This is a genomic window from Actinomycetota bacterium (assembly GCA_013152275.1).
Taxonomy (GTDB): Bacteria; Actinomycetota; Acidimicrobiia; order Spongiisociales; family UBA4744; genus BMS3Bbin01.
Genome location: JAADGS010000038.1, coordinates 1 through 12572 on the forward strand (window position 1 = coordinate 1; position 12572 = coordinate 12572).

At 61.2% G+C, this 12572-nt stretch carries 10 protein-coding genes; 7 read left to right on the top strand and 3 right to left on the bottom strand.

Annotation, left to right across the window (positions count from 1 at the left end; genetic code table 11):
* The 4 genes from GXP34_07300 to GXP34_07315 form a co-directional block, all read left to right on the top strand.
* Positions 1–173 (top strand): hypothetical protein (locus GXP34_07300; GenBank protein ID NOY55779.1); only part of this gene is annotated, 173 nt, incomplete at its 5' end.
* Between the two features lie 118 nt (positions 174–291).
* The gene (locus tag GXP34_07305) at positions 292–1263 is read left to right on the top strand and encodes a glycosyltransferase (protein ID NOY55780.1); all 972 of its coding nucleotides are present in this window, start codon (positions 292–294) and stop codon (positions 1261–1263) included.
* A 5-nt stretch (positions 1264–1268) separates the two neighbouring features.
* Positions 1269–2396 (top strand): glycosyltransferase family 4 protein, encoded by a 1128-nt coding sequence (locus tag GXP34_07310; GenBank protein ID NOY55781.1) that lies wholly within the window; start codon positions 1269–1271, stop codon positions 2394–2396.
* On the top strand, positions 2393–3580 hold the full coding sequence (locus GXP34_07315; GenBank protein NOY55782.1) for a glycosyl transferase family 2: 1188 nt from the start codon (positions 2393–2395) through the stop codon (positions 3578–3580). Before GXP34_07310 ends, GXP34_07315 begins: the two co-directional genes overlap by 4 nt.
* Before the next feature lie 85 nt (positions 3581–3665).
* Here the strand turns inward: GXP34_07315 and GXP34_07320 are convergent, their stop codons facing one another.
* Positions 3666–4973, bottom strand: coding sequence for a nucleotide sugar dehydrogenase (locus GXP34_07320; GenBank protein NOY55783.1), 1308 nt, complete (start codon positions 4971–4973; stop codon positions 3666–3668).
* A gap of 541 nt (positions 4974–5514) precedes the next feature.
* Here GXP34_07320 and GXP34_07325 point away from each other — a divergent pair.
* Positions 5515–6687 carry a glycosyltransferase family 4 protein gene (locus GXP34_07325; protein ID NOY55784.1) on the top strand — a complete coding sequence of 391 codons (1173 nt, stop codon included), beginning with the start codon at positions 5515–5517 and terminating at the stop codon, positions 6685–6687.
* Positions 6688–6700: 13 nt separating this feature from the next.
* Here the strand turns inward: GXP34_07325 and GXP34_07330 are convergent, their stop codons facing one another.
* Entirely contained in the window at positions 6701–8179 is a 1479-nt protein-coding gene (locus GXP34_07330) for a right-handed parallel beta-helix repeat-containing protein (protein NOY55785.1), read from the bottom strand.
* Positions 8180–8697: 518 nt separating this feature from the next.
* On the opposite strand from GXP34_07330, the gene GXP34_07335 reads away from it, so the two are divergent.
* Entirely contained in the window at positions 8698–10077 is a 1380-nt protein-coding gene (locus tag GXP34_07335) for a hypothetical protein (protein ID NOY55786.1), read from the top strand.
* Entirely contained in the window at positions 10044–10925 is an 882-nt protein-coding gene (locus GXP34_07340; protein NOY55787.1) for a sulfotransferase domain-containing protein, read from the top strand. Before GXP34_07335 ends, GXP34_07340 begins: the two co-directional genes overlap by 34 nt.
* 163 nt (positions 10926–11088) lie before the next feature.
* Here the strand turns inward: GXP34_07340 and GXP34_07345 are convergent, their stop codons facing one another.
* Positions 11089–12546, bottom strand: coding sequence for a hypothetical protein (locus GXP34_07345; protein ID NOY55788.1), 1458 nt, complete (start codon positions 12544–12546; stop codon positions 11089–11091).
* Positions 12547–12572 lie beyond the last annotated feature (26 nt).

A 12572-nucleotide genomic window follows, 5' to 3' on the forward strand; every position in this document is an offset into this window, starting at 1 on the left:
CGGCAGCTTCACTCGTCATGACCGGTGTGCTGGTCCTCGCCCGAGATCCTCTCGGATTCACCTCCGGTCCGTGGCTGCTCGGATGGGGACCAGTCCTCGGCGTAATGGTCTACGGTGCTGCCATCCTCTTCGCCAGCCGTATCCTTGGTTACAGTCTCCGGTTTCGAGCCTGATCACCGATCCTCCTCATGAATCGATATCGGTCCGAATGACGACACGCGGCATGCGACGGCCTGGGGGTAGGCTCCCTGGAATGTGCGAGGGGCCCGACTCGACGATCACGGTGACCGAATGAGCGACACAACCAGACCCACACTCAGCGTTGGACTCCCCGTGTACAACGGTGAACGGTTCCTCGAAGAGACTCTGGATTCGATCCTGGCTCAAACCTACGAGGATTTCGAGCTCATCATCTCCGACAACGCGTCGACAGACGGAACCGAGATGATCTGCCGCCGGTACGCATCGCAGGACGCCCGAGTCCGGTATGTGCGACAGCCGACGAACCTCGGAGCGGCGAACAATTACAATCATGTGGTCGCCCTCGCACGCGGCAGGTACTTCAGATGGGCGGCTCACGACGACCTTTGCTCGCCTACGAATTTCGAGCGCTGCATGGAGATCTTCGACTCGGCCCCCGCAGACGTTGCGCTGGTCTACCCCCAAACACTCATCATCGACGCGAACGGCGACGTGATCAGACCATACGAGGATGGCCTCGACCTGCGGGACCACAGGCCTTCCCGCAGGCTTCACAAACTCATCGTGAACCTCGGACTCTCCAACGCCATCTTCGGGATCATCCGCTCGGATGTCCTGCGGCAAACCCGTCTCGTCGGACCGTTCGTCGGATCCGACGAAGTGCTGCTGGCCGAGATCAGCCTTCTTGGTCAGATGTGGGAGGTTCCCGAGCGTCTCTTCCTCCGCAGACTTCATGCCCAACGATCTCTGGAGGCGTTCCCCGATTCTCATGAGCGAACTTCATGGTTCGATCCGTCCGTCAACAATGCCTGGGCCCTGCCAAGAACGAGGATCCTGCTGGCGGACTCTCGATCGGTTCTCACACTGCCTCTCCCACCGGCCACCCGGCTTCGTGCCGTCCTGACGCTCTTCGGAACCTACCTGTCCCGCTGGTGGAAGGTCATTGTCCGTGAAGTGCAGCGAGAGATGGTCCAGACACTGGCACGGAACCGGTCCCGGTTCCGTGGGGGTACCGACAAGCCACACCATCACCAAGATTCCAGAGAACCGAGGGAGCTCTGATACGTGTGGGTGCGGTCTGCCTCTTCGACGATGTCGCGAGTGGACACCATCCCCGCTTCACGGCGGAACTCGTGCGGGGAACCCTGCTCCGGGGCAGGCGCTGCCTGGTCGCATGCCCCGACCTCGAAGAAGAACTGGCCGTGCGGCCGGATGTGGTCTGGCTGCGCGTGGCGGCCGGGGCGCTCCGAAAGCCGGCAGGCGGCCATCGAATGCTGCGAAAAGCCCTACTGGCGTGCCGACGGCAATCCGTCGAAGCGTTCTGGGATCTCTACCTCGACAAGAACGTGTGGGCACTCCCCCGCGGACTGAAGACCGTCGAGGTTCGGGTCCACGTGCTGCACGCCGTCAACCAGTACCAGTATCAGGATCGGGACACGATCGGCAAGCTGCGTACCGCATTCCTCCGGCGCCGGCTCGAGACTCTCACCTCCGACGGCGCAGTGATCGTGGTCCATACGCGACACGCTTTCGACGTCCTCGCCGGATTCCTCCCCACAGGTCGACTACTGCATGTCGGGTATCCGGTGGAAACACCGGATCCGATCCCGGATCGGCGGATGGACGGAGATCTACGGCTGCTCTTCGTCGGTGAGGCACGCCGGCAGAAGGGTCTTTTCGAGCTGCTCGAAGCCATGGAGATGCTTCGACAAGACATCGGCCTGGACGTCGTGGGGCCGCAACCGCCCGGATTGCGAGATCTGGTGACGACAAAACACCCCACACTCGACATCCGTTGGATCGATCGGTTCGTGACCGACACGGAACTGCGTCAGGCCTTCCACCACAATCATCTCGTTGCACTCCCCTACCAGACGGTCTTCAGGGTACGGGGAGGCGCCTCCGGAGTGCTGCTCCAAGCGCTCAGCGAAGGAGTGCCTCTTGTCACGACACCCTCTCTGGCCGGCCAACTACCCGATGGGTACGGAGGCGCCCTCGTCGCCGCTTCCGACACGGCGGAGGCCTTGGCGGATGCCCTCACTCGCGCCGTGGATCGGATCTCGGAACTGGCAACGAGCGCCGCCATCGAGGGGCCGGCGTTCGTGAAGGCCTTTCACACGTTCGACCGCTATGTCGATGCGCTGCTCAGGATCGACGGAACCGGGCCGATGACTCCTTCATGGAACGCTCCTTGACACATACACACCGGACCCCGCTGCATCCGGCGATCGTCGTCGTCGCGTACAACCGCCCCGCGTCACTGGCGCGGCTCTTCGGAAGCCTGGCACGCCTCAGAATACCGAACGAGTCTCAGGTGCCGCTGGTCGTGAGTGTCGACGACGGGTTCGCCGAGACCGTTCGTGTCGCCGACGAGTTCCACTGGCCCCACGGTCCGAAACAGGTCATTGCCCGATCCCATCGCCTTGGTTTGCGCGAGCATGTCCTGTCGTGCGGTGACCTCTCTGCCGAGTACGGGGCAGTCATGGTGCTCGAGGACGATCTGTACGTCTCTCCCGATGCGTACCGCTACGCCGATGCCGCCGTCGACTACTACGACGATTCGGAGAAGGTGGCGGGCATCTCGCTCTACTCGTACCGTATCGACGAGTACCTCGGCCTCACATTCCACCCCTTGGAAGATGGTTATGACACCTTCTTCATGCAGACTCCCTCCTCTTCCGGGCAGGTCTGGACAGCGCGTCAGTGGAGCCGTTTCCGCCGCTGGGATGCAGAGAATCCTCTCCTCGCCGGCATACACTTTCCCCGGAAAGCCTCGACGTGGTCCACCGAACGGTCCTGGAAGAAGGCGTTCCTCGGCTATCTCATCGACACGGATCGGTACTACGTGTTCCCGCGCGTCGGTCTCACGACCAACTGCGGCGACCCGGGCACGCACTTCCACAAAGAGGCCATCAACACGGCCGGACGTCTACTCCTTGGAGAACCCCGCTGGAGATTCGCTGCGTGGAACACGGACGCCCTCAGATACGATTCCTGGTTCGAGCCGCACACCGAAACCATCGAGCGCTGGTGGCCCGGCTTCGGTGGACACGAGGTGACCATCGACTTCTTCGGCAGCAAAGACCTCGACGGCATCGACACGCCACTGCTCCTGTCGAGCAAGCCTTGTGCCGCACCCGAAGCCGATTTTCCCATGATCCTGCTGCCGTTTGCACACAATCTGGCCCTCTCCGGCCAGGGAGAGTTCTTTCACCTGGGACGCGCCTCGGACTTCAAACCGCTGCCGGCACGGAAGTGGCGCAGGATCTTCGAAACCAGTAACGGCCAGATCGGACGCGAGATCAGCGCCGGAATCCTCTGGGACCGCGTCGTGCGCCATGTGACACGCGACGCCGGCGATCCCCGGCTCGTGGACTGAGCCTGGCGTTCGCCCCACGGCCGCTCGACCATGGGCATGTCGCCCACAGGGCGAACCGATACCCCGAAGTCCTGCCGAGCGACTCCTACAAAGTCGAGACGTTCGAGCGTACGATTCCGCGCCTTCGGTAGGCGTCGCGGGTGTCGAAGACGAGAGGAATCGCATCGGCAATGGCTTCCAGATCGAGCACGTCGTGATCGGTGAGTATCACGGCCAATGAGAACCCGGCCAGTTCCTCGGGAGAAGCACCGGTCGGCACGAAACCGTGGGCCCGGATGCCTTGCTCTCCCACGACAGGATCCAGCACCCCGATCGCAGCGCCTCCGCTCGCCAGCTGGCGCAGGACGTTGACGGCAGGCGATTCCCGTGAGTCGGCGATGTTCGCCTTGTACGCGAGACCCACTCCGAGAATGCGCGTCCCACGCAGCGGAAGGCCGTGTTCGTTGAGAACCTCGGCGGCCCTGGTGGCCGCGTAGCCGGGCATCGCAACGTTGACCTGCTCGGCGACATCGATGAACCGCGTCGGGAAGCCTGCAGCACGCGCACTCCAGGCCAGAAACTGCGGATCGAGGGGAATGCAGTGCCCACCGACACCGGGACCCGGATAGAACGCGCGGAACCCGAATGGTTTCGTGGCCGCGGCGTCGATGACCTCCCAGATGTCGATGCCGAGCCGGTGGGCAAGCTGTGCCATCTCGTTGACGAGCCCGATGTTCACCGCGCGGTACGTGTTCTCCAGCAGCTTGGCCATCTCCGCCACCCGGGCCGACGACACGAGCGTCACATCCGACATGAACCTCGAGTAGGCGGCTGCCGCCACTTTGCCCGACTCGGGACTCACGCCGCCGACGACCTTCGGGATGTCCTGCAACCTGCGGGGATTCCCCGGATCCACACGCTCGGGGGAGAACGCCAGATAGACATCTCGATCCAGCTCGAGTCCGTTGGAGGTGATCGCAGGCAGGAAGAACTCCTCGGTCGTTCCGGGATACGACGTCGATTCGAGAACGACGAGTTGACCTGGTCTCACCGCAGTTTGAAGTGTTGCAGCCGCCTGTCCGATGAAGGACATGTCGGGCTGGCGGTTCCTCCCAAGAGGACTCGGCACACACACGAAGATCGCATCCACTTCGCCCAGTGCGTCGGGAGAGGCCGTGACCTCGAACCCCTCCGCGAGGGCTTCCTTCACGGCAGCATCCGAGATGTCGTCGACGTGGGAACGCCCGGATCGCAAACCTTCGACCACTTCGATCGAGTCATCGAATCCGATACATCGCAGACCGGCATCCAGGATGGCCATGGCGAGCGGCAGCCCCACATAGCCGAGGCCGACGACACCCGCCTTCCACTTCTCGGTCCCGAAATATGCGACCGACTCCTCGAAGTCTCTCATACGTCTCCCACTGTCCAGCCTTCAGAACATGCAGCATCGACGATACTTTCCAGGGATAGTACTCATCGGCATCCCCCGGCTCGCTTCAGGTTCTCACGCTCGGACGCACACGATCGGTCACCGACCGCTGCCCGCGCTTCAACCGGACGGGACGCTCTCACCAATCGTCGTTCTGCAGAAGCACGACCCGACGTCACCCACACTCCCGACGAATCCTGTCGATCTCTCCGGCGGACAACCATGTCCTCCAGGTCTCGAGGGACTTCCGCGCCGACGATGCGGCCTCGATGCATGCCCACGGTTCCCGGCAGGGAGGGTCCTGCGTGACGGCCTTTTGCTGTCGCCCGACCGGAACTGCCGAGATCGCGCCAGACCGGTAGTATGCCTGATTGGCATTGTCTGTCAGAGGTGGGCATGAATCCACTGCATGTGCGGCGAAAACTCGACGAACACCCTGAAACCCCCACCCCGGATCGGCGGAGATCGGCACACGTGCCGACTGCCGATGCACGTCCCTTCTGACTGGTCCGGTGAGTGAGAGATGCCACCCGAACCCATTCAGGTCGCCTGGTTATTGGGAACCGACCTCCGGCCATACAGGATCCCGTTCCTCGCTCGACTTGCGGAACGGCAAGACATCGAACTCACACTGTGTTTCGGCGGCGCCAAACCTGGCCTCGGAGCTCCGACACGTCCACCATCCGTCCCCGATCCTCGTATCCGGGTTCGGCCGGTGATCAATCGGTACTGGCCTCATGGCAAGCATCGGGTCGCGTGGCAGTCCGGCGCACTATCGATGCTGACCGGCGACTTCGACGTCCTCGTGCTCCCCGAGATCGTCCACAACTTGACGGTGTGGTCCATCGTTGCTCTCAGGCGCATCTTCGGGAAACGAATAGTTCTCTTCGGCTTCGGGTACCGTCCTCCCCCGGCGACATTCCTCGCCCGCGTTCGAGAAAAGGCTCGCCATCTCCTCATCTCACGCGCAGATGCGATCATCTCCTACACAGAACGCGGCCGGGAGGCCTGTCTGGCAGCAGGAGTGGACGGCTCACGCCTGTTCGTCAGTCAGAACACCCTGGATACCGAGTACTTGCGAGATCTCGCTCGGAACGTGCGTCCCGACGATCTGAACGAGATCCGCGATCGTCTGTCTCTCACCCGTCACGTGCTGATCTACGTCGGGCGCCTCGTACCGGAGAAACGAGTGAACGTGCTGGTCGACGCCGTCGTCGGCCTCCACCGGCAAGGAATCACGTGCTCCTTACTCGTCATCGGCGATGGCCCGGAGCGCCAATCACTCGAGAAACGCGCCGCCGGGCTGGACGACATTCACTTCCTCGGTGCAATCTACGACGACGAGCTACTCGCCCGATACTTCCTGCTGTCCGACATGTTGGTCATCCCGGGAGGAATCGGGCTTACCTGTGTCCACGGATTCAGCCACGGCGTCCCGAGCATCACCACCTCCGACACGTCCGTAGTCCAAAGCCCCGAGTATGCCTACCTCGAGGATGGTGAGAACTGTGTCATCGTGGACCGTCCCGATCCGTCGGCGTACGCCGAGGTGCTCAAACGACTGATCGATCATCCGCAAGAACTCGACACTCTCCGCGCCGGAGCAGCGCGCTCGGCGGAGCAACTGACAATGGCCGAGATGGTCGAGCAGTACACTGCCGCCATTTCCTTCGCTGCCGGACACCCACAAAGCTGAGGTCGATCCCGGCTTATTGCCGTTGCATCGAACCCGATGTGTCCAACCCATACGAGGTCCACTCATCAAACGTCCGCGGCTTGCCCAACCACCAGAAGTGCTTGCCCCCACCGACGATGGAGTAGTTGTTGCCTTCGAATCGATTACCCCATTCGGTGTACACGGCGTTTCGGTTCTTGGATCGAACCGACACGATTCCCGTGTACCCGTCGGCCATCTCGACCTCGTTGTCGTGGACATAGAAGTTTCTCAGCTCGTACGGTCCGTACCGGCCGTCGCCGCGGTCACGTGCCAAGCCACCGATGCCGTCGAAGTTCCCCTTCACTACATTCCCGGTGACCTCGACATTCGGCGATGAGCTGACGAAGATCCCCGCCCCGGCCACGGTGTTGTCGTTGCCGAATCCATTCCCTTCCACCACATTGTCGATGATGACGGCGTCGTAGCTGATCTCGTGCTTGATCCCCGCGTGGTAGTTCGCGACGACAAGGTTCGACTCATAGCGGGTATCCATGTTGTCGATATCGGTCCACAGCCCGGGCCCGATGTTGTGGTGGACATAGTTGTCGATCACCACCAGCCCAACCGTCATGACGAACTTCGCACCTCCACCGCCCCAGTAGGGATTGAAACCCCCGATATTGTTGTACGCGATCTCGTTCCCCTCGACGAGAATGCCCTGCCCGCTGCCTCCAACACCCAGCTGGCCGTTGTGATGGATGTAGTTCCCCAAGATGCGGGCCCCGGGCCCGGCCTTCACACCGATGCCATGGTTGAGCCTGATCTCGTTCTCACCGACGGTCCAGTCCGGTCCGGTCCCCTTTTCCCCGATGGCGCCTCGTTGGGCCGGATTCGCATACTTCTCGATGACAAATCCCCGGATCGTGACGGAACCGGCTGCGCCCCTGAACGCGTAGGGCACGACGGCGATCTCGACCTTGTTCCCGGACGGGTCGTCTGCGAGATAGACGGTGTCATTCTCATAATCGAAGAACCACGAGCCGGGTTGCAGCTCGTCGATACTTCGAACCTGTGTCAACAGCTCGTCGTTGAAGTAGACATCCTCCGGAAAAGTGCAGGCCGATTGATCGGAAAGACAGGAGCCGCGACGTTCCCCTTCCTGATCGAGCCCTCCCTCGGACCAGAAATCACCGTTCTTCTCGAGATCGGTGAGGAGCCGGGCTCCAGAAAGTATTGCACCGCGCCTACCGACAAAGATGTCACCCTTCTTGGGAACGATCTGGATCTCCCGATAGATGCCCGGGCTGAAGGAATAGGTCGTGCCGGGCGGATTTGCGCCCAAGATCGCCTGCACGTCATCGTCCGGGACGATCTCGACGGCGGCACCATCTGGAGCGGTGGTACCCGGCATCAGATCGGTCGGCGCAATCCAGACCGTGCTGGGCACGGAGGGGAGTACGGCAAAAGGATCGGTGTTTCCTGGCGCGCTGCTACATGCGATCAGGAGAGTCGAGCCGATGAGAGTCATCATCACGCGACGCAACGTGAACAACGGAACCTCCCTACCAACACAACCAGAACCGTGCTCAGCCTAGCTGTTCCGGCTTCTTGGCCACCAGGTCCCGGCGAAAGCCCGGTCCCCACGTGGTTCTTCGTACAAGGAACACCGGGCCGCCACGCCGCCAGGCCGATTCGATCGCGGCGGCAAGGGCACGGCCACCGAGAGTCGAGGTGGATCCACAGGGACTCACGAGCATGACCCGTTCGGTCGGGTTCATGGGCGCGGTTCGCCGAGGCATCCACCCGTCGCCCGCTTCTGGCACAACGACGAGCGGTCACCCGAACCGGTTTCGGACCCATCTCCACACATGCCGGTGGACATACCGGGACGCAGCGAACGCACACGCGCACCACCGTCCACAGAGACCCTCCGGCGATCACCTGATGGGGTCATGGCCTCACAACCTCGCAGTCCCGGCACCTCGACCGCCAACTCTCCACGCACTGCAGACCTAGACTTCCGGGCTGAACTCGCGGAAAAGGCGGAGTGTGCGATCGCTAACGTGGACGGCGGCCATCTGGGCGGTTGTGCTCATCTTCATTGCTCGTGGAAGCCTCCGCGAGATCCTCCACAAGCCGGAATCGGGCTGGTCCATGGAGCGTCTCGCCATTGTCCTGGTGCTCCTCGGTTCTTTCACGAACGCCGCCAAGGCAACCGCGAACGAGGTCCTCGCCGATCCGGTCATTCTCGAGAGAGTCGTCAGGGGCGCGCTTGTTCTCCTGGGCGGCTTGGTCGTTGCCCCATCCTTGCTCCGTAACCTCCGATCGGCTGGAACGAGAATCGGTCCCGGATTGACTGCTCTGTGGGCCTACATCCTGGTCGCAGCCCTTTCCGTCCTCTACTCGGTCGCACCCATCGTGACCGCACCGAAGGTGGTGGAACTCTTGGTCGGCTTGGCGATCATTACGTCGATCGCCACCTCCTCGGCCCCAAAAGAGCACCTTCGACAAGCCATACAGTTCATTGTCATCCTCGAAGCTGCTCTCATCACGACGGCAGTCATCGGGTTCTTCGTACGGCCGGGCACCTTTGCCATGATCGGGTACCGCCCCGGGTTCCTCCTGCCGACCACGATGGGCAGCCCCTGGGCTTCATCCAACAGCCTCTCCGCCTCTGCAGGCCTGGTAGCCGCGTACGCCCTGGCGAGCTACTTCCGGGGCGGCACGCTGCGAGTGAGAGCAGGCTGGATGACCCTTTTCGCGATCGGCACCATCGGAACCGTCCTCGCCTCAGGACGTCAAGGCGTGGCAATCTGGATGGTCGCGATCGGAATTCTCTTGTGGCTCCACCGGCGACGCCTGTTCCTCTTGCTGCTGGGCCCGGCCACCCTTGGAATGGTGTTCCTCAACTGGCAACAGCTCCTCAGCATCCTGTCCAGGAATCAATCCGCCCAGTCTCTGGCCCTCTTGACAGGCCGGGTCCGTTTCTGGACGGCAGCTCTCAGCTCACTCGCGGCTCACCCGTGGACAGGATTCGGATTCGGTGCCGGCGGACGTTTCGTGGCACTGAGAAGCATCGGCGAAGGCTCCCGATCGAACCTCCACAGCGGCTATCTGGAAGCTCTTCTGGGCGTGGGTCTCATCGGAACGATCCTTCTTCTCTTTGCGGTCGTGTGGGCCGCCTGGTGGTCCGTGCGGCAACTTCGCCGACGAATCCGAACGCACTACGCGATCCTCATCGTGCCTCTCATCTTGCACACGTTCGTCGACTTGGGTTTCGGGGCGTGGCTCAAAGCGGATTTCCTCCTCCTGGCAAGCCTTGTCGCCCTCGCAGATCTCGATCGGCGGGCATCACGAATCGCGCGCGCTCAACCCCCGGACCTGGATTCCTCTCGATGGTTGACAGACTCTCGACGGGGGCGCCGATGACTCGGCCGAACTTCTTCCTGGTCGGTACGACCAAGGGAGGAACATCGACCCTCCATAGATGGCTCGAACGGCATCCGCAGATCTTCCTGCCCGCTCGCAAGGAGTTGCACTACTTCTGCCATTGCCCGGACCGTGGACTGAATGCAATCCGTTCATCCGACGAATACGAGAGAATCTTCTCATCGGCCACACAGCCAATCGTTGGGGAAGCAACCCCCTGCTACATGTACTATCCCGACGTTGCCGACGCCATCCACGCGGAGTTCCCCTCGAGTCGCATCCTCATCACGCTGCGGGATCCCGTCGAACGATTCTGGTCGCACTACCTGATGAACGAGGTGTACCTTCCGACAGGTCTGCCACCCGAGGAGATCGTCGACATGAACCTGCGCGGCGAGGCGTCGACGGCATTGGATGACCTCGTCGGAGTGGGGATGTACCACGATCAGGTCGAGCGATTCATGTCGACGTTTGGTCACGACAGCGTGCTCGTGACATTCCTCGAAGACATTGCGGCAGAGCCGACTCGCGTCTCCGAGACCATTCAACGGTTTCTCGAGATCCCGACGATCGACCTCGACACGACACAACGGGACAAACAGTACGTCGCACCCCGCAACCGAGTCGGGAAGATCGCTCTCCGGAATCCCTGGGTCCGGAGTATCGGAGTTGCGATTCTGCCATGGCAGGTCCGCCGGTTTCTGCGGACCAGGATTCTTGGTGATCCTGGACTCAAACCGGTGATGTCCGAAGATCTTCGTGAGCGGTTGTGGAGCCTGTACCGTTCGGACAGCATCAAACTGGAAGCGTTGCTGAAGCGACCGCTGCCGTGGTCCGGCCATCGATAGCGCTGTGGCGGTTGTGGGGTGTCAGTCTCTGCTGGGAGGCCCTGGTGTGTCGTGTGTGATGGTTCGTCTTAGCGGAACGTGCCGTCTTGGTCTTGACCGTGACTCTGCCACACCTCGATGGTGACCAGGTCGTATCCCCAACGGAACGGCTTGGCGTTGCCACTCACCTTGTAGGTGTTGCGCACAAACCGGTAGTCAACGGCTTGTCCCCATACGGGCCGGAAGCCACAAAGAACCCCGTCTGACCCGAAGACATCTCAATATAGTTATCGTGCACATACAGATTCTTCAGCTCAAACTCACCCAGTGACTTCCACGAAGCCGGATCATCATACCGGTCGTGCTGCACCGCACCGATACCGTTCTTATTGCCAACGAGAGTATTCCCATACACCTCAACGTTAGGGCTGTTTGCGATCAGGATCCCCGCACCCTTCACATCGTGCGGGTTCCCAAACCCATTCCGCTTCAACGTGTTATTACGAATCACCGCCGAGTAACTGATCTCATGCTTGATACCGGCATGGTAATTATCCTCAACACGGTTCCCCTCATACAAGACACCGTCATTGTCGATATCCGTCCACAACCCCGGCCCATAATTGTCATGCGAATAGTTGTTACGAACGACCAGATTACGGGTCATCACCCACTTGGTGCCACCACCACCCCAAAACGGATTCACCGTCTTCTCATAGTTGTTGTAAGCAATCTCGTTACCCTCAACGAGAATGTTCGAACCAGACCCACCCAACCCAAGCTGCGTATTGTGGTGAACATAATTGTTGAGCACCTTCCACCCGGACCCCGCCTTGATCCCAATCCCATGGTTGTACCGGACCTCATTATCATCAACAACCCAACCCGTCGCCCCATTCGAACTGTAAATCGCACCAGTCTGCTGAGGGTTGGCGTACTTCTCCACCACAAGACCGGTAATCGTCACATCATCGCCCGACCCATAAAACGCGAACTCCGTCACATCCTCACCCGTCAACACCGCCCCAGGCTCACCAACAAACACATCCCCATCCTTCGGCTTCACCGACTGACGCCGATGCACCCCCGCCTTGATCACAAACGTCGTCCCCGCCGGATACGCATCCACAGCCGCCTGCAACGAATCACCCACAAACACATCCACCCCACCCGACACCGACACACCCGCCGTCGTTGACGTCGTAGAAACCGGCGCCGTCGTAGACGTCACAGAAACCGGCGCCGTCGTAGATGTCGTAGAAACCGGCGCCGTCGTAGACGTCACAGAAACCGGCGCCGTCGTAGACGTCGTAACACCCGACCCCCCCATCGTGAACGAAACACTCACCACCACAGACCCGTTCACCGTCGCAGAAATCACATGCCCACCCACACCCAACTCAGACAAACGCACACGCTCCCGCCACGGATACCCATCATCCACATACACCCGAACACCACCATCGGTGTTCCACGTCACCGAAGACGCATCCTGAGGCGACAAAAACACATAAAACGAACCCGCAGGCACCACCACACCATCAACAAACGGCGACCCCGACTCAACATCCCCAACCTGCGTCGACCACGACAACGAATACCCCGAACCAACCACCGCAACCGACGTCGACGTAACCGACACACCCTCCGTCGTCGACGTCGTCGACG